Genomic DNA, 20,647 nt, shown 5'->3' with positions numbered 1-20,647 from the left:
AGGATGCGTACATGGCCCAGGACGGCACGGCCGGCGGACCGACGAGCGACATCCCGGACGCGGGGCTCAAAGCCAACGCGATCGGCTTCCTCGACGCGCTCGTCATCGGCCTCAACTCCACCTCGCCCGCCTACTCGCTGGCCGCCGTCATCGGCCCGATCGTGGCACTGGCGGGGATCTACGCACCCGGCGTGATGCTGGCGTCCTTCGTCCCGATGCTGCTGATCGCCGCCGCCTTCTACTACCTCAACAAGGTCGACCAGGACTGCGGGACCACCTTCTCGTGGGTGACCCGGGCCATGGGTCCGTGGGCCGGCTGGCTGGGCGGCTGGGCGATCGCCATGACCGGTGTGCTGGTCATCGGCTCGCTGGCCGACGTGGCCGTGCACTTCGGCCTGCTCGCCGCCGGCCTCGACGGCTGGGCGACCGACCCAGTGATCCGACAGACCCTCACCGTCGTGGTGATCCTCGCGATGACGGCCGTGTGCGTCATCGGGACCGAGATGTCGGCGCGGCTCCAGGACGTGCTGATCATCGCCCAGGTCTTCTTCCTGTTGACCTTCGCGGTGGTCGCCCTCTACCGCGTCTACGCCGGCACCGGCACCCTCGACTCCATCAAACCGAGCATCGACTGGCTCAACCCCTTCGGCGCGGGCGGCGCCGCCCTCACCGGCGGACTGCTGCTCGGCGTGTTCATCTACTGGGGCTGGGAATCCGCGGTGAACCTCACCGAGGAGGTCGAGAACTCCGCCACCGCGCCCGGCAAGGCGGGCATCTGGTCCACCGTGGTGCTGCTGGTGACCTACCTGTCCGTGGGATTCGCCGTCGTCGCCTACGCCGGAACCGCCTTCCTCGCCGACAACGCGGGCGAGGAGGAGGCCGTCTTCGCCGTGCTCGCCCACGAGGTGATGGGCGGATGGGACTGGGTGGTGCTCCTCGCCGTCTTCACCTCGGCCCTCGCCTCCACCCAGACCACGATCATCCCCGCCTCCCGCACCGCCCTGTCCATGGCCCGCCGACACGCCCTGCCCCCGGCGCTCGCCCACATCCACCCGCGGTTCCGCACCCCGGACGTCAGCACCTGGTGGGTGGCCGGCATCGCCATCGCCTGGTACCTCGTCGTCAACCGGATCAGCGAGAACGCCCTGCTCGACTCCCTGACGGCGCTGTCCCTGCTCATCGCCTTCTACTACGCGCTCACCGGACTGGCCTGCGTGATCTACTACCGGCGCCACCTGACCGAGAGCCTGCACAACTTCCTGCTCATCGGTGTGGGCCCGCTGGTGGGCGCCGGACTGCTGGCCTGGCTGCTCGTGGAGTCGATCGCAGACATGGCGTACCCGGCGAACTCGGCGGGCGGCGTCTCCTGGTTCGGACTGGGACCGCCGCTGGTCATCGGGATCGGGATCGCGCTCGTCGGCGTCCTCGTCATGTGCTTCTGGCGGCTCCGGGACGGTCGGTTCTGGCAGGAGCGACGCGGCGTCGCCGACCCCGCGCTCGTCCACGCCAAGAACCCCTGAAGCCCCCGGCCGCCCCCGAACCTGAAGCCCCCCGGCAGCCCTGAAGCGGAAGGACTCCCATGTCCGTGGTCCTCGGGTACGACGAATCACCCGGCGCCGAACGCGCCCTGCGGGTGGCCCTGGAAGTGGCCACCGCCTTCGGTGAACCCCTGGTGCTGGTCTACGGCGCCAACGCCCCCGGCGCCACCGGGGAGGAGTACCGGGCCCACCGCGAAGCCGTCCGCCAGGCGGGCCGCAGCGCCCTCGCGCACGCCGTCGAGGCCGCCGACGAGGCCGGTGTCCCCTCGACGGTGGAGGTCGTCGACGACAAACCCGCCCAGGCCCTGCTCGACGCCGCCGAACGCCACGGGGCCCGGGTCGTCATCGTCGGCACCTGGGGGGACAGCCCGATCCGCGGCGCCCTGCTGGGATCCACGCCGCACAAGCTCCTGCACCTGTCGACGATCCCCGTGCTGTGCGTGCCGACGGAGGACTGACGCCGCCGAATGTCCCGCCGGCGCCACCCGTGCGACGCTGAAACCGTGCGAGCCCTGGAGGAACTGCGAACGGGCACCGGCGCCGTGCCGGCGGCCGCGCGCCGGTCCGTGCGCGTCACCCTCGCGGCCTGCCTCGCCTTCTACGTGCTGCTGTACGGCCTGGACCGGTCCGTCGGCGCGACCTACGCCCTCTTCGCCTCCGTCGCCCTGGCCGGCCTGTCCCGGATCCCCGGCTCCGGCCGGCAGCGGGCCGCCGTCATGGCCCGGGTGCTCCCGGTGACCTGCGTCCTGGTGGTGCTCGGCACCTACCTCGCCGTGCGGACCTGGACCGCGGTCGCCGGCATGCTCGTCATCGGCTTCTGCCTGGCGTTCGCCGCGGCGGGCGGGCCCCGACCGGCCGGCGCAGCCCCCGGGCTCCAGCTGATGTACATCCTGCCCAGCTTCCCGCCGTACGCCCCGGACGACCTCGGGGAGCGGCTGGGCGGCACCCTCGTGGGGCTGGTCCTGCTGATCCTCGCCGAGCGGTACGTCCTGCCGGACCCGCACGTCCCCGGCTACCGGGACCGGGCCGCCGACGCCGCCACCGAGGCCGCCCGCTGCGCCGCCGACCTGGAACGGCCGCCCCACACCCTGCCCGCCGCCGAGGCCGAACGGTCCAAGGCCGTCGCCGAGACACTGCGCCCCTCCCTGGTCCCGGAGGCGGAACGCCCCGCGGGCCCCGGGGTGCGCGAGCGCGCGCTCGCCCACACCGGGCTCTCGGCCCGCACCCTGCTGGCGCGCCTGCGCAACCTGCCCGCACCGGCGGCCGGGCTGCCCGCCCGAAAGCCCGGCCTGCGCGTCGTACGGGCCGTACGGGAATCGGCCGACGGCACCGCCGCCCTGCTGCGGAAGGGCGCCCCGCCCCCGACGGACTCCGTGCCCCTGTGGAGGCTGCGGGCCGAACTCGCCGACACCCCGATCTCGGAGCCGGGTTCCGGCCCCCGGCACGCCGCGCTGCTGGAGGTCGCCGACGCCGCGCTCGTCCTGCGCGCGGCGGCGGAACTCGCCGTGCGCGGCCGGCCGGCCGGCCGGGAAGGCGACCCGGCGGACCGCTTCTGGTACGCCCGACAGAGCACGGCCCGACTGTGGTGGCACCGGATCGCCGGGCACAGCGGCCCGAGGTCCGTGCACTTCCAGAACGCCGTACGGCTCGCCGTGGCCCTCGCCGTCGCCCGTACCGTGGCCGGGGTCGACTCGCTCCCGCACGGCTTCTGGGCCATGCTCGCCGTGGTCAGCCTGACCCGCACCACCGCCGTGGCCACCCGCGGAACCGTGCGCACCGCCCTGATCGGCACCAGCCTGGGCGCGGTCGCCGCCGGGACCGTGCTGGGGCTCGCGGGCGAGGCGACCACCGTCTACCAGGTCATGCTGCCGCCCCTGATGCTGCTCACGTTCATCGTCGGGCCGGTGAAGGGCGTCGGCTGGGCGCAGGCGATGTTCACCCTGGTCGTCGCCATGGTCTTTGCCCAACTGGCGCCCGTGACCTGGCAACTGGCCGAGGTCCGCTTTCTGGACGTGCTCATCGGCAGCGTGATCGGCATCGTCTGCGGGGTGTTGGCCTGGCCGCGCGGCGCCCACGACGAACTCCAGCGCGCGGTAGCCGTGTTGTTGCGCACCGCGGCGGACGACGTCGAGGTGACCACCCGCGACACGGGGGCGCCGCCCGGCCCCGAGGACATGCGGGTGCGGCACGCCCTGACCATGGCCGAGACGGCGTTCGCCCAGTACCAGATCGAACGCCAACGGCCGGCCGCGCCCCACCAGGACTGGCAGGCCGCGCTGATGGTCGGCCACCACGTGCTCTGGGGCTCCCGGCGGGTCCTGAACAACCCCGACGGCCTGCCGCTCGGGCCGGTCGAGGCGACCGGGATCCGGGAGTACGGAAGCTGGGTCGCGGCCGGGCTGCGGGAGGCGGCCGACCGCGCCGGCGCCCCGCGGCCGCCGTCGGCGCCACCGGAGCGGGCCCTGCGCCGCCCCGAACCGGCCACCGCGGCGCCCGTGTTCTACGCGGCGATGGTCTGGCTGGACAACCTCACCGCCGACCTCGCGCTCCTGGACTCGACCCCGCCGCGGGTCGACGCCGTCCACTGACGCACCCGCCCGACGGCTCCCGTTCCACCCCGGCCCCGGCCCCGAGCACTCCCGCTCGACCCCGGGACCCGTTCAGTCGAGGGCCGGGTGGACCTCCGGGTGGGCGTCCCACCAGGCCCGGTGGAAGGGGTGGTTGTCGACGTTGGCCAGGTACGAGCCCGCCGCCGCGCGGTACAGCACGTCCGCCTGGAGCGCGGAGACCGACGAGCGGTTCCAGGCCAGCCGGATGCGCCCGGTGATCGGGGTGCCGATCAGGGGGCGCATCACCGTGCCGTCCACGACGGGGGCGGTGGGCTGGCTCAGCGCGATGGCACGGCCCGCGGCGATCAGGTCGTGCCGCATCTTGCGGTCGATGATCCGGTAGCGCAGTGAGGGGGCGAAGCCCGCCTTCGCGCAGGCCTCGATCAGCGCCTCGGGGCCCCCGTCGTCGTCCTCCACCAGCGTCATCCACTGTTCGTCGGCCAGCTCCGCCAGTTCGAGGCCCTCGCGCCGGGCCAGCGAATGCCGGGCGGACATCCGGATGCAGAAGGGCTCCCTGGGGACCAGCGTTCGGGCCAGGACCCCACCGGGCAACGGGACCACGTGGTCGTTGACCTCGCCGTACACGATGACGTCGTAGCGGCCCGCGCCGAGCATGCGTACCAGCGCCGTCACCGAGTCCTCCAGGTCCATGGTGATCTCCCGCCCGGACAGGGCCAGGTCGGTGCGCGCCAGCAGGCCGTCCAGCAGGACGAGCATGATGCAACCGAGCCGCAGCGGTTCGTCGGTCGACATGGCCCGGGTGTCGGCGCCCAGCGCGTCCATCTCGTGGAGCACACGGCGTGCCTTGGCCAGCACGAACTGGCCCAGCGGCGTCGGTTCCACGCCGTGCCGGCCCCGGACGAAGAGTTCGCCACCGGTGACCCGTTCGATCCTGCGCAACTGGGCCGAGAGCGCCGGCTGTGAGATCCCCAGCCGTCGCGCCGCGCCCCCCAGGCTGCCGACCTCCGCGATCTCGCAGACGGCCTGCAGATGCCTCAACTCCAGCTGCATCCGGGCAGCTTACGCAGGGTGACCCCACCGCACCATAACGCGGGTCTTATGCCGGCAGGGATGTCCCAATCTCGCCATGTCCACGCCCATACTCGGCGCAGCCAGACCCCCCACACACGATCGGAGTGGACTCTTGCAGCCCACCAGATGGATGGCGTCCGCGGCCGCCATGGCGCTGACCGCGAGCCTCGCCGGCGCGCTGGCCGGTACCGCCTCGGCCACGCCCCAGCGGCAGGGACAACCCGCCGGATCCGCCGCACGGGCCGTGGCCGCCGCCGACGCGGCCGTCCGCAGCGGACTCGACACCCTCGTCAACTCTCCCCAACAGCAGTACGACCGGCGCCTGGTGACCCCCTGGGTGCAGGACCTGTACTCCGTCGCCTACGAACGCAGCTACCGCGGCCTGCCGGTCGTCGGTGGCGACGCGGTCGTCCTCGCCGACGGCGAGGGCCGGGTCCGCGCCCTCCAATCGGCCTCCACGACCGTGATCGACGTGGCGACCACCCCGACCGTCGCCGCCCGCACGGCCGAGGCCACCTCCCGCGCGGAACTCGCCGCGGTGGACAAGGTCCTCGACAGCCGGCTGGTCGTCCGGCTCAAGGACGACAAGCCCGTCCTGGCCTGGGAGACCGTCCTCTCCGGCCGTACGAAGACCGCCCCGAGCAAGCTGCACGTGTTCGTGGACGCCCGCACCGGCAAGGTCGTCGACCGTCACGACGAGGTCGTCGCGGGCACCGGCACCAGCAAGTGGAACGGCCCCAGCCCGCTCACCATCGACACCACCGCCTCCGGCGGCACCTACTCGCTGCGCGACCCGAACCGCACCGGCCTGAGCTGCGCCGACTACAGCACCGGCGCCGTCTTCTCGAAGTCCTCCGACTCCTGGGGCAGCACCAGCGCCACCTCCAAGGAGACCGGCTGTACCGACCTCATGTTCGCCGCCCAGAAGCAGTGGGACATGCTCGGCCAGTGGCTCGGCCGCAACGGCGTCAGCGGGAACGGCCGCAGCTTCCCCGGCAAGGTCGGCCTGAGCGACCTCAACGCCTACTGGGACGGCAGCTCCGTCACCATCGGCCGCAACACCGCCAACGAGTGGATCGCCGGCGTGGACGTGGTCGCCCACGAGTACGGACACGCCATCGACTCCAACACCCCGGGCGGCACCAGCGGCCAGGAGGCCGGGCTCGGCGAGGGCACCGGGGACATCTTCGGCGCGCTCACCGAGGCGTACATCAACGAGCCGTCCCCGTACGACACACCGGACTACACCGTCGGCGAGATGATCAACCTCCAGGGCCGCGGACCGATCCGGAACATGTACAACCCGCCGGCCGTCAACAACGACCCGGCCTGCTACAGCTCCGCGATACCCGGCACCGAGGTGCACGCGGCGGCCGGCCCCCTCAACCACTGGTTCTACCTGCTCGCCGAGGGCACCAGCCCGGGTGGCGGCAAGCCGAGCAGCAGCACCTGCAACTCCACCACGCTGACCGGCGTCGGCGTCCAGAACGCCGGCAAGATCTTCTACGGCGGCATGCTGCTCAAGACCAGCAGCATGTCGTACAAGAAGTACCGGACGGCGACCCTGAGTTCGGCCAAGTCGCTCGACCCGACCACCTGCAACCTGTTCAACAAGACCAAGGCCGCCTGGGACGCCATCAGCGTGCCCGCCCAGAGCGCCGACCCGACCTGCACCCCGAGCGGACAGAACGACGACTTCTCCCTCGCCCTGAACCCGGCCGCGGGTACCGTCCAGCAGGGCGGCTCCGTCACCACCTCGGTGGCCACCAACACCACCACCGGCTCGGCCCAGCAGGTCACCCTCAGCGCCACCGGTCTGCCGGCCGGTGTCACGGCCACCTTCAACCCGGCCACCGTGCAGTCCGGCCAGTCCTCGACGCTGACCCTCTCCGCCAACTCCAGCGCGGCCCCCGGCGCCTCCACCGTCGTGGTCAAGGGCCAGGGCCCGAGCCTGGCGCACACCGTCGACTACACGCTCAACGTCGGCGGCACCCAGCCCGGCAACGACCCGCCGAACATCAGCGTGGCCAACGTCCAGGCCCACCTGACCCAGTTCAACACCATCGCCTCCCAGAACGGCGGCAACCGCCGCGCCGGCAGCGCCGGTTACACCCAGTCCCTGGCCTACGTGAAGGGCAAGCTCCAGGCGGCCGGCTACACCGTCACCGAACAGAACTGCACCTCCTGCACCTACCCGTCGAACAACCTGATCGCCGACTGGCCCGGCGGCCCCGCCGACCAGACCGTCATGTTCGGCGCCCACCTCGACGGCGTCTCCGCCGGCCCCGGCATCAACGACAACGGCTCCGGCTCCGCCACCCTGCTGGAGAACGCCCTGGCCCTGGCGCAGAAGAACCCCACCATGACCAAGCACGTGCGCTTCGCCTGGTGGACCGACGAGGAACAGGGCCTGAACGGCTCGGAGTTCTACGTCGGTCGGCTCAGCAGCGCCGAGCGCACCGCCATCAAGGCCTACTACAACTTCGACATGGTGGGCTCCACCAACGGCGGCTACTTCATCAACAACGTCAACTCCGCCGCCGCCGCCCCCCTCAAGGCCTACTGGACCTCGCTGAACCTCGCCCCCGAGGAGAACGTCGAGGGCCAGGGCCGCAGCGACGACTACTCCTTCCAGCAGGGCGGCATCCCCACCTCCGGCTACGCGGCCGGTGCCAGTGCCCGCAAGACCTCGGCCCAGGCCACGAAGTGGGGCGGCACCGCGAACTCCGCGTACGACTCCTGCTACCACAGCGCCTGTGACACCACGAACAACATCAGCGCCACGGTCCTCGACCGCAGCGCCGACGGCGTCGCCTACGCGATCTGGAAGCAGGCCGTGGGCGGCGAGAGCCCCGCGCAGGACTTCTCCCTCGCCACCTCCCCGGCGGCCGGCTCCGCCAACCCGGGCGGCAGCGTCACCTCCACCGTCAACACCACCACCGTCGGCGGCGCGGCCCAGACCGTGGCCCTGTCCGTCTCCGGCGCGCCCACCGGCGTCAGTGCCACGCTCAGCCCGACCTCCGTGCAGTCCGGCCAGTCCTCGACGCTCTCCGTACAGGTCGGCGCGGGCGCCGCGCAGGGCACGTACACGCTGACCGTCACCGGTACCGGCACCACCAGCCACAGCACCACCTACACCCTGACCGTCGGGGGCGGCGGCGGCACCTGCACCCCGCGCCAGGTCGTGGTCAACGGCGGCTTCGAGAACGGCTCCAGTCCCTGGACGGCCTCCTCGGGCGTCATCACCAACCAGGCCGGCCAGGCCCCGCACGGCGGCTCGTACAAGGCCTGGCTGAACGGCTGGGGCACCAGCCGCACGGACAGCGCCTCCCAGTCGCTGACCATCCCGGCGGGCTGCTCCGTCCACCAACTGTCCTTCCACCTCCACATCGACACCGACGAGACCGAGAGCGTCGTCTACGACACCTTCAAGGTCTCGGTGGGCGGCCAGACACTGGAGACGCTGTCCAACGTGAACGCGAACTCCGGCTACGCGCTGAAGACCTACGACGTCTCCCGGTTCGCCGGCCAGACCGTCACCCTGCAGTTCCAGGGGGCCGAGGACCAGTCCCTCCAGACCTCCTTCGTGGTGGACGACGTCGCCCTCCAGGTGAGCTGACACCCGCCCGGGCACCCGTCCCGGAGCGGCACGCCCCCGGCCGGCAGGCCGGGGGCGTGCCGCTCGTCGGCGTTCGCGCCACCGCGCGCGAGGAAAACGCGCGGTGCGAGACGTCCTTCCACGCCTCGGCCCCGGGCCGGCCAGGACCCGCGGGGGAAGGGCTAGTTCGACTCGGCCAAGACGGCCGCGACGCCCTGCGCCAGGCAGGGCACGCGGTGCGAGGGGATGCCCGCGATGTTGATCCGCCCCGAGGTGGTCCCGTAGATGGCGAACCCGCTGCGCAGCCGCAGCATCTGCCGGGGGTCGAGCGGCAACATCGAGAACATGCCCTTCTGCCGGGCGAGCACGTCCGCCTGCGGGCCCCAGCCGAGGGCCTCCAGACCCGCGACCAGATCGCGCCGGTTGTCCGCGATCCGGTCGCGCATGGCGTTCAGCTCCGCCCGCCAGGTGGCCCGCAACCCCTCGTCCTCCAGGACGGCCGTCACGATGGCGGCCCCGTGCTCCGGCGGCATCGAGTAGAGCGTGCGCGCGGCGTTCTGGAGCGCCGTCTCGACGTTCCGCAGCGAGGCGCGGGAGGAACCGATGACGACGGCGCAACCGGTGCGGTCGCTGTAGAGGCCGAAGTTCTTCGAGCAGCTGATCGCGACGAGCATCTCCGGCACCCGCTCGGCGAGCATGCGCGTCGGCGCCAGGTCGGCCTCCAGGCCGTCGCCGAGCCCGTGGTACGCCAGGTCGACGAACGGAACCCAACCCGCCCGCTCCGCGAGCGCGGCCAGTTCCTCCCATTCCCGGGCGGACGGGTCCACCCCGCTGGGGTTGTGGCAGCAGCCCTGGATGAGCACGACGTCGTCGCGGCGCGCCCGTGCCAGGTCCGCCAGCATGCCGGCCGTGTCGGGACGACCCTCGGCGTCCACCCAGGAGTACGTCCGCACGTCCAGCCCGGCCGCCTCCAGGATGGGCCGGTGGTTGACGTAGGCGGGGTCGCTGATCCACACGGTGGTGCCCGGGCGGGTGCGGCAGATCAGGTCGGCGAGCAGGCGCAGGGCGCCGCTGCCCGCGACGGTCTGTACGGCGACGGCCCGCTCGGCCGGTGCGTCGGCCGCGCCCGAACCGGACCCCAGCACCAGCGACAGCATCGCCCGGTTGAAGTCGGTGTTGCCCGACAGACCGCGGTACTCCTTCGAGGCGGAACGTTCCGCCAGACGTATCTCGGCCTCGCGTACGGCCGCCATCACGGGCGTGCCGCCCGTCTGGTCGCGGTACACGCCGAGGACCAGGTTCAGCCGCTCGGGCCGCGCGTCGGCCCAGAACGCCTCGGTCAGGTCCCAGAGCGGGTCGACGGGCGGCGGCAGGAGGAGCTCAAGCATCTGCGGGAACCTCGGGCTGGGATCGGGGGCGCGAGCGCCGATTGGCGAGGACGACGCCGGCGGTGATGAGGGGGACGCCGACGAGCACGGCGAGCGTCGGCGCCTCGTCGAGCAGGGGTATGGCGAGGAGGACCACGGCGACCGGGCTCAGGCTCCCGACGACGGAGCTGCGCTCCGCGCCCAGCGCCCGGATGGCGTAGGCGTACAGCAGGCCGGCGCACAGCCCGACCCCGAGCCCCTGCACCACGAGGAACAGCAGGATGTCGCCGCCCGTCGCCGATGCCATCCCGGTGGGGAGCACGCCCGTGAGGACCAGGAGGCCCAGCACCGTGACCGAGGGCAGGCACAGCAGCCCGATCGACCCGACCGGATCGAGGTCGACCTCCTTCAGGCCCACCGTGTACAGGGCCCACAACCCGCTCGCCACCAGCAGCAGCCCCGCGCCGGCCAGCACGTCCGTGTTCACCGGGACGACGTGCCGCCAGACGAGCGCCCCGACACCCGCGGCGATCAGCGTGAGTCCGGCGGCCTGCGTCCCCCGGGGCATCCCGCGTCCGCCCGCGACCATCAGCCCGGACACGAACAGCGGGACCATCCCGGGGACGATCGACCCGACGAACGCCGCCGAGGTCAGTGAGCCGCCCTGCATGGCGGCGAGGAAGAACGGGACGCCCGCCCCGCAGACGATCTTCGCGGCGGCCGCCGGCCGCACCGCCGCGATCCGGGCGCGCCGGCGCCACAGCGCGGGCGCCAGGACGAGGACCGGGACGCCGAACCGCAACAGGCCCGCGTCGGCCGGCAGCAGGGTCGAGGTGCTCAGGGCCCGGGCGCTGAGCGCGAAGGCGGCCCAGATCAGCACGGTCACCACCAACGCCGCCGTGCCCCGCGCCCGGGGCGAGAGCCGGCGCGCGACGGACCCGCGCGGGGGAGCCGACGCGGGCAGGATGCTCTGCGTGACCAAGGAGGTTCCTCCAGCATGAGAGGGCCGGATTCGGCCACCAGGCAACGCTAGGCCCTGAGCCGGGGCAGCCGATTGCCAGTTCTGCCTCCCAGGCATAGCGTGGGGGCAGAATCTGCCAAGGAGAGTCCGTGGACGCAGTCGACCTGCAGATCATTCGCGAATTGCAGGCCGACGGCCGCCTGTCCAACCAGGACCTGGCCGACCGCGTCCGACTGTCCCCCTCACCGTGTCTGCGCCGGGTCCGCCGGCTGGAGGAGGCCGGCCTCATCCGCGGCTACACGGCGATGGTCGACCAGGTCGGCTTCGGACTCCCCATCACCGTCTTCGTCCGGATCCGGCTGGAACGCCACACGAGCGAGGCCGTGCGGATCTTCGAAGGACACGTCGGCGGCATCGAGCACATCCAGGACTGCTACCTGATGGCGGGCAGCAGCGACTACCTGCTCAGGGTCGTGATCGAGAGCCTCCAGGCGTACGAGGCCCTGGTCCGCGACCGGATCCACGCCATCCCGGGCATCGCCTCGATCGAGTCGAGCTTCGCGTACGGCAGCGTGAAACAGTCCCGCACCTACCCCCGGCCCGCCTGAACGCCGCCCCGGTCGCTCCGGGTCACGGCCCCGACGCCGGACCCTTGGCCCGCGCCGGCCCACGTCCCGGCCCCGGAACAGGGCCAATGGCCCAGTGATCCGAGCCCGAGTTGAGCCACCGGCTCCGGGATGGTTATCTGTGTCCTATCCATGTACTTACGGCGCCACGCAGCGCCGGACGGCGACGAGGCCGCTCCGGACCGTGGCGCCTTCGCCGTGCCCGCACACCGCCCACCACCCCCGGGCGGCGGCAGGCCCGGCGAGCGTCGTATCGAGGGGGGCGGCACACCGCCGTGAAGAGGATGTTCGTGGCTCCGGACCCGGGGCGAATGAGGCTCAGGAACGCGCTGCGCGCGGTGATCGGCATCGCGCTCGCCGTCGCCTCGGCCGAACTGGCCGGGCTCTCCCTGACCGCTTCCATCACCGGCGGACTGGCGGCCCTGCTGGCCCTCTTCACCGTCCTCGACCCCACCGTGCGCGCCCAGCGGGTGACCACGGCCCTCCTGCCCCTGGCGGGCTTCCCCGTACTGGCCCTCGCCACGACCCTGCACGGGATCCCGCTCGCGCGGGACGCGGCGTTCCTCGTCGTCGTCCTCGCCGGGGTCTACGCCCGCCGCTGGGGCCCGCGCGGCCACGCCCTCGGGGTGTTCGCCTTCATGAGCTTCTTCACCACCCAGTTCCTGCACGCGGTCCCCGCGCAACTGCCCGAACTGTTCGCCGCCGTCGGCCTGGCGCTGCTCTCCGCCGGCGCCGTGCGCTTCGTCCTGTGGCCGATCGAGCGCCGCACGCCGCCGCCCCCCGTCCCGCCCGGTCTGCCCGGCGCCGGCTTCGCGCGGACCACCACCCGGCAGGCCCTCCAGGCCACCGCCGCCTGCGCCGTCGCGCTCAGCGTGGGCCAGGTGCTGTCCGAGGACCGCTGGTACTGGGCCGTCGGCACCGTCTGGTGGATCTTCGTGAACACGGCCTCCCGCGGCGAGACCCTGGTCCGCGGCTTCCGCCGGGTCCTCGGCACCGTCATCGGGATCGGCGTCGGCCTGCTCGTCGCCATCCCGTTGGACGGGGCGCCCGCGCCCACCGCCGCGCTGGTCGCCGTCTGCGTCTTCGGGATCTTCTACACGGCCCCCGTCTCGTACAGCTGGATGATGTTCGCCGTGACGGTCATGGCCGGCCTGCTCTACGGCCTCCTCGGGGTCCTGGACCCCGGCCTGTTGGTGCTGCGCTTCCAGGAGACGGCCGTCGGCGCGATCTGCGCGGCGCTCGCCGTGATCCTCGTCCTGCCCGTCACCACGCACGCGACGAACGACGCCTGGATCCAGCGGGCCCTGCGCTGCGTGCACACGTGCACGGCCGAGGCCGCCGCCCGGCTCGCCGGATCGCCGGCCGCCGACCCCGCCCCGCACGCCGCCGAGCTGGAGCTGCTGCTGGGCCGGGTACGGCTGTCCCTGGCCCCGCTCGTCCACCCGCTCAGCCCGTACGCGGCCCGCAAGGCCCGGGCGCGCCACGTGCTGGCCCTCCTCGACGAGTGCGCGGTCGAGGTACGGGGCCTGGTCACCATGGCCGCCGACCCGGACGCCGGCCACGACGCCCGGCTCGCGGCGGCCTGCCGGCGGGTCGAGACCGCCGTGGAGGCGCTGATCTCGCCCGGGGCACTGCCCGGCGACGACGGACGAGCGGTCGCGGGAGCGATCCCCGAGCAGCGCGCCGCCGAGCCCGCCCTGGCCCACCTCCACGGCCTGGAACGACTCCTGACCCAGCTCGACGCCCCGTTGCGCACCCCCGCGCGCGGCCCCCTGGTCAGCGCCTGAGCGAGACGGCCGGGCCGCCGCTCAGGCGCGCCCGGCCGGATCCTGGTCCGGCTCCGGCACGCTCTCGCGGACGCCCTCCGGCGACGCCGGCGGGGAGGGCGCCGCCGCCGACAGGGGCCGCGGCCGGACCCGCCGCCCGGTCAGGTACACCGCCAGCGGCTCCGTGTAGCGGGCGGTCAGCGGTCCGACGATCACCAGGATCAGCACGTACGCGGTCGCCAGCGGTCCGAGGGCCGGCTCGATGCCCGCGGTGACCGCGAGCCCCGCGATCACGATGGAGAACTCCCCGCGCGCCACCAGGGTCCCGCCCGCCCGCCAACGCCCCTTGACGCCGACCCCGGCCCGCCGCGCGGCCCAATGGCCGGTGGCGATCTTCGTGCCGGCGGTGACGAGCGCGAGCGCGAGGGCGGGCAGGATCACCGGCGGAATGCCGGCCGGGTCCGTGTGCAGACCGAAGAAGACGAAGAACACGGCGGCGAACAGGTCACGCAGCGGGCTCAGCAGCGTGTGCGTGCCCTCCGCGACCTCCCCGGACAGCGCGATGCCGACGAGGAACGCGCCGACGGCGGCCGAGACCTGGAGCTGCTGCGCGACACCCGCGACGAGCAGGGTCAGCCCGAGGACGACGAGGAGCAGTTTCTCCGGGTCGTCGCTGGAGACGAAGCGGGAGATCACCCGCCCGTACCGGACCGCGACGAACAGGACCGCCCCGGCCACGCCGAGCGCGATGGCCAGGGTCAGACTGCCCGCCGCGAGGCTCACCCCGGCCAACAGCGCCGTGACGATCGGCAGGTACACGGCCATGGCGAGGTCCTCCAGCACCAGGATGCTGAGGATGACCGGGGTCTCCCGGTTGCCGAGGCGCCCGAGATCACCCATCACCTTGGCGATGACCCCGGAGGAGGAGATCCAGGTGACCCCGGCCAGCACCACGGCCGCCACCGGCCCCCACCCCATGAGCAGCGCGGCCACCGCCCCGGGCACGGCGTTGAGGCCGAAGTCGACCAGCCCCGCCGGGTACTGGGTCTTGAGGTTGGAGACGAGATCGCCGGCGGTGTACTCCAGGCCCAGCATCAGCAGGAGCAGGATGACACCGATCTCCGCGCCGATCGCCACGAACTCCTCGCTCGCGCCGAGCGGCAGCAGCCCGCCGTTGCCGAACGCCAGCCCGGCCAGCAGGTAGAGGGGGATGGGCGAGAACCTCAGGCGCCCCGCGACCCGACCGAGCAGGCCCAGGCCGAGGATGATCGCGCCGAATTCGATGAGGAAGACAGTGGAGTGCACGACCTCACTCCCGTCCGAGTATCGCGGCGGCCGCCTCGACGCCCTCGCGGGTGCCGATGACGATGAGCGTGTCCCCACCGGCGAGGCGGAAGTCCGGCGCGGGGGAGGGGCCGGCCTCGGCGCGGCGCAGTACGGCGACCACCGAGACGCCCGTCTCGGTCCGCATCCGGGTCTCGCCCAGCACCCGGCCGTTCCAGTGGGAGTGCGCCGACAGCTCGATCCGTTCGGCCACCAGCCCCAGATCGGTGGTGTGCAGGACGTTCGGGCTGTGATGGGCCGGCATGAGCGCGTCGATCAGCGACGCCGTCTCCGACCCGGTCAGGTGCAGCGACTGGGCGCAGGCGTCGGGGTCGTCGGCCCGGTAGACGTTCACCGTGCGGGTGCCGTCCCGGTGCGCGATCACCGACAGGTGGCGGTGTTCGCGCGTGGTGAGGTCGTACTGGACGCCGATGCCGGGCAGTGGTGTCGTACTCATCCGTGGAGCAGGCACAGCCCGTCCCCCCTCGATCCGTGGTTGCCGTACGGCGCCGAAGGCGTGTTCGGGCAGGTCAAGGGCCTCGGCGCGGGCCCATGCTGCCACTTTCCGAAGGCGCGTGAAATGGGTGTCGGCACGGATGGACAGACGGGCCCGCAGCGGTGAGGGTGGGGCGGGGGAGTGGATCCGACGACAGTGGGACGGACGTCCGACGAGAGAGGCGAGCACCCATGTCGCTGTACTGGCGGATCTTCCTGTTGAACGCCGCCGTGCTCGTCGTCGCCGTGCTGCTGCTCTTCGGCCCGGTCACCGTCTCCACCCCGGTCCTCTTCGGCGAGGCCCTCGTCCTGGTCTGCGGACTGGCCGCCATGCTCGTGGCCAACGCCGTCCTCCTGCGGATCGGTCTCGCCCCGCTGCAACGCCTCACCCGGGCCATGGCCACGGCGGACCTGCTGCGTCCCGGCCGGCGCCCCCGGGTCACCGGCCGGGGCGAGATCGCCGAGCTGACCGGGACCTTCAACAGCATGCTGGACCGGCTGGAGACCGAGCGGGCCACCAGCAGCGGCCGCGTCCTGTCGGCGTTGGAGGCTGAGCGCCACCGCATCGCGCGGGAGCTCCACGACGAGGTCGGCCAGACCCTCACCGCCGTGCTCCTCCAGCTCAAACACGCCGCCGACCGGGTCCCCGAACCCGTGCGCGCCGACCTGCGTCAGGCCCAGGAGACCACCCGCGCCGGCCTCGACGAGATCAGGCGCATCGCCCGACGCCTGCGTCCGGGCGTCCTGGAGGAACTGGGTCTGCACAGCGCGCTCCGGTCCCTGGTCGCCGAGTTCACCACGCCGCGCCTCGGCGTGAGCGCGCACATCGCCCCCGGGCCATCCGCGCTGTCGCCCGCCACCGAACTGGTCCTGTACCGGGTCGCCCAGGAGGGCCTGACGAACGCCGCCCGGCACGCGGGCGCCACCCGCGTCGCACTCCACCTGGGCCCGCGACCGGGCGGCGGCGTGGTGCTGCTGGTCCAGGACGACGGCCGGGGCGTCGGGGCCGCGCCGGAGGGCGCCGGCATCCAGGGCATGCGCGAACGCGCCCTGCTGATCGGCGCCGAACTGTCCGTCGCGCCCGGAGCGAGCGGCGGCACCGACGTACGCCTGACCGTCACCGACACCGGGGAGAACGTCCGATGAGCGCACCGGCCCGGATCCTGCTGGCCGACGACCACGCCCTCGTGCGGGGCGGTGTACGGCTCATCCTGGACGCCGAACCCGATCTCACCGTCGTGGCCGAGGCGGCCGACGGCGCCGAGGCCGTCGCCCTGGCCCGCACCACCGACGTGGACCTGGCCGTCCTCGACATCGCCATGCCCCGACAGACGGGCCTCCAGGCCGCCCGGGAGCTGGCCCGCCTCCGGCCGGGGCTGCGGATCCTGATGCTCACCATGTACGACAACGAGCAGTACTTCTTCGAAGCGCTGCGGGCCGGCGCGGGCGGGTACGTCCTGAAGTCCGTCGCGGACCGCGACCTCGTGGAAGCCTGCCGGGCCGTCCTGCGCGACGAACCGTTCATCTACCCCGGCGCCGAGACCGCCCTCATCCGCAGCTACCTCGACCGCGCCCGCCAGGGCGACCCCCTCCCCGCCCGTCCCATCACCGAGCGCGAGGAGGAGATCCTCAAGCTCGTCGCGGAGGGCCACACCTCGAAGGAGATCGGGGACCTGCTCGTCATCAGCGCCAAGACCGTGGAGCGCCACCGGGCCAACCTCCTCCAGAAGCTGGGCCTGCGCGACCGCCTCGAACTCACCCGCTACGCCATCCGAGTCGGCCTCATCGAGCCGTGACCCTGCCGCCGGTCCCGTACAACCCGGCGGATCGCGGCGGATGTTACTTGGCGCGCGGAGTTCCTCGCGGCTTGTCCCCCGAAGACCACTCGGACGAGTGTTCCCCCTGCGGGGGTTGCCTGCCGCTGACCTGCGGCATGTACAACGGGTTGGCGTTGCATGCACGTTCATCCGGCACGTACCGGGTGGAACCGGTCGAACGGGGGGTAACGGCCCGCAATGGAAATCCTTCACCAGCGCTCCGACACCGCTCAGGTGTGGGAAGCAGCCGAGGAGTTCATCCGACTCTTCCACCGCGAGGATCCGGAAGCCGGTGATCCGCGTGTCCGTCTCGCCGCCGTACGGGCCGAACTCGCGGGGACCGGAACCTACCGCCACACCCCGGAGGAGTTGGTGCACGGCGCCCGCGTCGCCTGGCGCAACAGCAACCGCTGCATAGGCAGGCTCTACTGGAACTCGCTGCGGGTCCGCGACCGCCGCGAACTGGTCGAGGCCGACGACGTGGCCGAGGAGTGCTTCGCCCACCTGCGCGAGGCCACCAACGGCGGCCGGGTCCGGCCCACCATCACCGTCTTCGCCCCGGACGCCCCGGACCGCCCGGGCCCGCTGATCTGGAGCGAGCAACTGGTCCGCTACGCCGGGTACGGCGACCACCCCTCCATCACCGTCGGCGACGCCCGCAACGCCCCGCTCACGAGCGCCCTGTCGGGCCTGGGTTGGCCCGGCGGGCCCGGCACCCCCTTCGACCTCCTCCCGCTCGTGGTGCAGGGCGTGGACGACAAGCCGCGCTGGTTCGAGACGCCCGCGGACGCCGTGCTGGAGGTCCCGATCCGACACCCCGACACCGCCGACGACTGGGCGGACTGGGGGCTTCGCTGGCACGCGGTCCCGGCGATCTCCAACATGTGTCTGGAGGTCGGCGGCATCCACTACCCGGCGGCGCCCTTCAACGGCTGGTACATGGGCACCGAGATAGGGGCCCGGAACCTGGCCGACACCGACCGCTACAACCTGCTCCCCGCGGTCGCCCGCCGGCTGGGCCTCGACCGCTCCACCGACCGTTCCCTCTGGAAGGACCGCGCCCTGGTCGAGCTGAACCGGGCCGTGCTGGACTCCTTCGACCGGGCCGGGGTGACCATCGCCGACCACCACACCGAGTCCCGGCGCTTCCTGTCCCACCTGGAGCGGGAGGAGCGCAAGGGGCGTGCGGTCGGGGCGGACTGGTCCTGGATCGTGCCGCCGATCTCGGGTTCCGCGACCCCGGTGTTCCACCGGACGTACGAGAACCGGGCGAGCGCGACGGCCTACGTGCACCACCCCGGCGCGCAAGAAAGGGCCCAAGGACGGGATTTGGTCTAGACCTTCTGTTACCGTCGGCTCCGAACGGATCCGGAACGGCGGAATTGAGGTACCTGTGGACGACGCGCACAGCACGGACCGAGCGGACGGACACCGGGCCTACATCGGCTCGTTCACCTCGGGGGGCGGCCGCGGTGTCACCACCGCGGCCGTGGATCCGGCCACCGGGGCGCTGATCCCGCTCTCCGCCACCGCCGCCCTCGCGGACCCCTCGTACCTCGCCCTCGCGCGGGACACCGGGGCGCTCTACGCGGTCAGCGAGACCGAGCAGGGCGGGGTCGGCGCCTTCCGTGCCACGGCCGAGGGGCTCACCCCGCTCGGCGGCCCCGTCCGGGTGGGCGGGGCCGGCCCCACCCACCTCAGCGTCGCCGGCCGGCGGCTGTTCACCGCCAACTACACCTCCGGCAGCGTCAGCAGCCTCCCGCTCGCCGCCGACGGCCGCATCGGGGGACCCGCCGCCGTCCACGCCCATCGCGGCTCCGGGCTCGACTCCGACCGGCAGGCCTCCCCGCACGCCCACCAGGTGCTGCCCGACCCCACCGGCCGCCACCTGCTCGCCGTGGACCTGGGCACCGACTCGGTACGGGTGTACGCCCTCGACCCGGCCGGCGGCGAGCCGCGACTGCACGCCGAGGCCGCGCTGCGGGCCGGGACGGGACCGCGCCACCTCGTCTTCCACCCCGACGGCGAGGTGGTCTACGTCCTGCACGAACTGGAGGCCCAGCTGACCGTCTGCCGCTGGACGGCGGCCACCGGACGACTGGAACCGGTCGCGGAGGTTCCGATCGCCCCCGGCGGGCCCTCAGGGCCCGTACGGGACTACCCCTCGGCCGTGGTCGCCTCGCCCGACGGGCGTTTCCTCTGGGCCGCCGTGCGCGGCGCCGACACCCTCGTCACCTTCTCGCTCGCCGGCGGAGCCGAGAAACCCCAGCTCACCGCCATCGTCTCCTGCGGCGGGCACTGGCCGCGCGATCTCGCCCTCGACCCCTCGGGCCGCCGGCTGTACGCGGCGAACGAGCGGTCCGGGGACGTCACCTGGTTCGACGTGGACCCGCTGACCGGCCGGCCGCGCCGGGCCGGATCGCTCCCCGCGCCCGCCGCCACGTGCGTGGTCTTCGGCTGACCCGCCGCGCCGGCGGGACCCCGCTCCGCACGCACGAGGGCCCGCGCTCCAGGTCGTGGAGCGCGGGCCCTCGCGTACGGGTGTCGAGCGGGCGGGTCAGTGCGCCGCGGCGCCCAGGGTGATCCCCAGCGCCGCGCTGTACTGCGCGACGGCCAGCTTGCCGAGCGCCGGGTAGGACCCGAGCACCTCGGCGGTGGCGCAGTCGGCCTCCTTGCAGGCCGTGTCCAGCAGCCCCTCGGCGGCCTCCGGGCCGATCAGGTACGGGGCCAGTGCCAGCTGGGTCGAGCCCTCGGCGCGCAGCTGCTCGGCGATGGACGCCACCGAGCCCTCCTGGTCCAGGGCGGCGGCTTTGACCGGCACCGCGAGGCGGGCGGCCAGCAGCATGCCGGTGATCCCGGCGGCCCGGACGGCCTCCTCGCCACCGGTGGTCGCCAGGATGATGCCGTCCGCGGCGGTGGTCACGGTGAACAGGCGGGCCCGGTCGGCGCGGGCCAGTCCGGCCTCGGAGAGCCGCACGTGCAGGCCCTCGGCGAGCAGCGGGTGCGGGCCGAGCACGTCGGCCAGTTCGGCGGCGGCCGAGGAGTCCATCAGCGCCTGGCGGACGCGGCGCAGCAGGTCGCCGTCGGGGCCGGCCAGCAAGGGCACGACCACGGCGTCCGGGCCGGTGGCCGGGGGCACCTCGTGCCCGGCGGCGCGGGAGAACTCCGCGCGCGCGGCACGTTCGTGTGCGACGGCGGTCAGTACGCCGGAGAGCGACGGGAACTCGGAACCCTCGGCGTCATCGCCGTCGAGGTATCCGACCCGGCCGTCGAGGCCCGGCAGCTCGGAACGGCCGATGCTGATGATCTCTTCGGCGAGTCCGCGCGAGGCGGCGGAGGGGGCACCGGGCACGGCGAGCACCAGCGCGGGCGCGCCCTCGGGCGCCACCGCGGGCTCGGGTCGGCGGTGCCGTCCGGCAGGGCGGGGTCGCGGCATTCGTACGGGCAGGCCATTGTCGGGCCCAGTGGGGGAGCTCATGGCGCCGCATGCTACTGGCTTATCGGAAGAGGATGTT

The 20,647-nt window shown here is 73.2% G+C and carries 16 protein-coding genes; 10 read left to right on the top strand and 6 right to left on the bottom strand.

Annotation, left to right across the window (positions count from 1 at the left end):
* Window positions 1-11 precede the first annotated feature (11 nt).
* From ACIRO3_RS08095 to ACIRO3_RS08085, 3 genes are read left to right on the top strand one after another with little or no spacing between them, the layout of a single operon-like run.
* On the top strand, window positions 12-1,520 hold the full coding sequence (locus ACIRO3_RS08095; RefSeq protein ID WP_404133755.1) for an APC family permease: 1,509 nt from the start codon (window positions 12-14) through the stop codon (window positions 1,518-1,520).
* A gap of 59 nt (window positions 1,521-1,579) precedes the next feature.
* Window positions 1,580-1,996, top strand: coding sequence for a universal stress protein (locus ACIRO3_RS08090; RefSeq protein WP_361776693.1), 417 nt, complete (start codon window positions 1,580-1,582; stop codon window positions 1,994-1,996).
* Window positions 1,997-2,041: 45 nt separating this feature from the next.
* Entirely contained in the window at window positions 2,042-4,126 is a 2,085-nt protein-coding gene (locus ACIRO3_RS08085; protein ID WP_404133752.1) for an FUSC family protein, read from the top strand.
* A gap of 72 nt (window positions 4,127-4,198) precedes the next feature.
* Here ACIRO3_RS08085 and ACIRO3_RS08080 read toward each other — a convergent pair whose 3' ends face one another.
* Window positions 4,199-5,158 carry a LysR family transcriptional regulator gene (locus ACIRO3_RS08080; RefSeq protein WP_404133749.1) on the bottom strand — a complete coding sequence of 320 codons (960 nt, stop codon included), beginning with the start codon at window positions 5,156-5,158 and terminating at the stop codon, window positions 4,199-4,201.
* A gap of 151 nt (window positions 5,159-5,309) precedes the next feature.
* Between ACIRO3_RS08080 and ACIRO3_RS08075 the strand changes: the two genes are divergently transcribed.
* Window positions 5,310-8,798, top strand: coding sequence for a M28 family peptidase (locus tag ACIRO3_RS08075; RefSeq protein WP_404134132.1), 3,489 nt, complete (start codon window positions 5,310-5,312; stop codon window positions 8,796-8,798).
* A 161-nt stretch (window positions 8,799-8,959) separates the two neighbouring features.
* Here the strand turns inward: ACIRO3_RS08075 and ACIRO3_RS08070 are convergent, their stop codons facing one another.
* The gene (locus ACIRO3_RS08070; protein ID WP_404133746.1) at window positions 8,960-10,165 is read right to left on the bottom strand and encodes an aromatic amino acid transaminase; all 1,206 of its coding nucleotides are present in this window, start codon (window positions 10,163-10,165) and stop codon (window positions 8,960-8,962) included.
* The gene (locus ACIRO3_RS08065) at window positions 10,158-11,126 is read right to left on the bottom strand and encodes a DMT family transporter (RefSeq protein ID WP_404133744.1); all 969 of its coding nucleotides are present in this window, start codon (window positions 11,124-11,126) and stop codon (window positions 10,158-10,160) included. The genes ACIRO3_RS08070 and ACIRO3_RS08065 overlap by 8 nt, the downstream gene beginning before the upstream one ends.
* 128 nt (window positions 11,127-11,254) lie before the next feature.
* Here ACIRO3_RS08065 and ACIRO3_RS08060 point away from each other — a divergent pair, with 128 nt between their 5' ends.
* Complete coding sequence (locus ACIRO3_RS08060) at window positions 11,255-11,713, top strand: Lrp/AsnC family transcriptional regulator (protein ID WP_267797030.1); 459 nt, start codon at window positions 11,255-11,257, stop codon at window positions 11,711-11,713.
* Between the two features lie 302 nt (window positions 11,714-12,015).
* The gene (locus tag ACIRO3_RS08055) at window positions 12,016-13,518 is read left to right on the top strand and encodes an FUSC family protein (RefSeq protein ID WP_404134129.1); all 1,503 of its coding nucleotides are present in this window, start codon (window positions 12,016-12,018) and stop codon (window positions 13,516-13,518) included.
* Between the two features lie 21 nt (window positions 13,519-13,539).
* Here ACIRO3_RS08055 and ACIRO3_RS08050 read toward each other — a convergent pair whose 3' ends face one another.
* Window positions 13,540-14,802 (bottom strand): cation:proton antiporter, encoded by a 1,263-nt coding sequence (locus ACIRO3_RS08050; RefSeq protein WP_404133741.1) that lies wholly within the window; start codon window positions 14,800-14,802, stop codon window positions 13,540-13,542.
* 4 nt (window positions 14,803-14,806) lie between these two features.
* Window positions 14,807-15,292, bottom strand: a complete 486-nt coding sequence (locus ACIRO3_RS08045) for a cation:proton antiporter regulatory subunit (protein WP_404133738.1) — start codon at window positions 15,290-15,292, stop codon at window positions 14,807-14,809.
* Between the two features lie 215 nt (window positions 15,293-15,507).
* Here ACIRO3_RS08045 and ACIRO3_RS08040 point away from each other — a divergent pair, with 215 nt between their 5' ends.
* The 4 genes from ACIRO3_RS08040 to ACIRO3_RS08025 all read left to right on the top strand — a co-directional run bounded on the left by ACIRO3_RS08040 (window position 15,508) and on the right by ACIRO3_RS08025 (window position 19,593).
* On the top strand, window positions 15,508-16,461 hold the full coding sequence (locus ACIRO3_RS08040) for a HAMP domain-containing sensor histidine kinase (protein WP_404133734.1): 954 nt from the start codon (window positions 15,508-15,510) through the stop codon (window positions 16,459-16,461).
* The gene (locus ACIRO3_RS08035) at window positions 16,458-17,111 is read left to right on the top strand and encodes a response regulator transcription factor (protein WP_361776670.1); all 654 of its coding nucleotides are present in this window, start codon (window positions 16,458-16,460) and stop codon (window positions 17,109-17,111) included. The genes ACIRO3_RS08040 and ACIRO3_RS08035 overlap by 4 nt, the downstream gene beginning before the upstream one ends.
* Before the next feature lie 219 nt (window positions 17,112-17,330).
* On the top strand, window positions 17,331-18,470 hold the full coding sequence (locus ACIRO3_RS08030; RefSeq protein WP_404133731.1) for a nitric oxide synthase oxygenase: 1,140 nt from the start codon (window positions 17,331-17,333) through the stop codon (window positions 18,468-18,470).
* Window positions 18,471-18,525: 55 nt separating this feature from the next.
* Window positions 18,526-19,593 carry a lactonase family protein gene (locus tag ACIRO3_RS08025; RefSeq protein WP_404133728.1) on the top strand — a complete coding sequence of 356 codons (1,068 nt, stop codon included), beginning with the start codon at window positions 18,526-18,528 and terminating at the stop codon, window positions 19,591-19,593.
* A gap of 96 nt (window positions 19,594-19,689) precedes the next feature.
* Here the strand turns inward: ACIRO3_RS08025 and ACIRO3_RS08020 are convergent, their stop codons facing one another.
* Window positions 19,690-20,610, bottom strand: a complete 921-nt coding sequence (locus ACIRO3_RS08020; RefSeq protein WP_404133726.1) for a sirohydrochlorin chelatase — start codon at window positions 20,608-20,610, stop codon at window positions 19,690-19,692.
* Window positions 20,611-20,647 lie beyond the last annotated feature (37 nt).

The sequence above is a fragment of the Streptomyces sp. NPDC102278 genome, assembly GCF_044766345.1.
Taxonomy (GTDB): Bacteria; Actinomycetota; Actinomycetes; order Streptomycetales; family Streptomycetaceae; genus Streptomyces.
This window is presented reverse-complemented; position numbering and strand designations above follow the sequence as displayed.

Excerpts from the sequence above, each read along its gene's own strand:
- ACIRO3_RS08040 (WP_404133734.1), top strand. The coding sequence starts at position 15,508 with ATGTCGCTGTACTGGCGGATCTTCCTGTTGAACGCCGCCGTGCTCGTC.
- ACIRO3_RS08030 (WP_404133731.1), top strand. The coding sequence starts at position 17,331 with ATGGAAATCCTTCACCAGCGCTCCGACACCGCTCAGGTGTGGGAAGCA.
- ACIRO3_RS08075 (WP_404134132.1), top strand. The coding sequence starts at position 5,310 with ATGGCGTCCGCGGCCGCCATGGCGCTGACCGCGAGCCTCGCCGGCGCG.
- ACIRO3_RS08090 (WP_361776693.1), top strand. The coding sequence starts at position 1,580 with ATGTCCGTGGTCCTCGGGTACGACGAATCACCCGGCGCCGAACGCGCC.
- ACIRO3_RS08095 (WP_404133755.1), top strand. The coding sequence starts at position 12 with ATGGCCCAGGACGGCACGGCCGGCGGACCGACGAGCGACATCCCGGAC.
- ACIRO3_RS08020 (WP_404133726.1), bottom strand. The coding sequence starts at position 20,610 with ATGAGCTCCCCCACTGGGCCCGACAATGGCCTGCCCGTACGAATGCCG.
- ACIRO3_RS08080 (WP_404133749.1), bottom strand. The coding sequence starts at position 5,158 with ATGCAGCTGGAGTTGAGGCATCTGCAGGCCGTCTGCGAGATCGCGGAG.
- ACIRO3_RS08070 (WP_404133746.1), bottom strand. The coding sequence starts at position 10,165 with ATGCTTGAGCTCCTCCTGCCGCCGCCCGTCGACCCGCTCTGGGACCTG.
- ACIRO3_RS08055 (WP_404134129.1), top strand. The coding sequence starts at position 12,016 with ATGTTCGTGGCTCCGGACCCGGGGCGAATGAGGCTCAGGAACGCGCTG.
- ACIRO3_RS08035 (WP_361776670.1), top strand. The coding sequence starts at position 16,458 with ATGAGCGCACCGGCCCGGATCCTGCTGGCCGACGACCACGCCCTCGTG.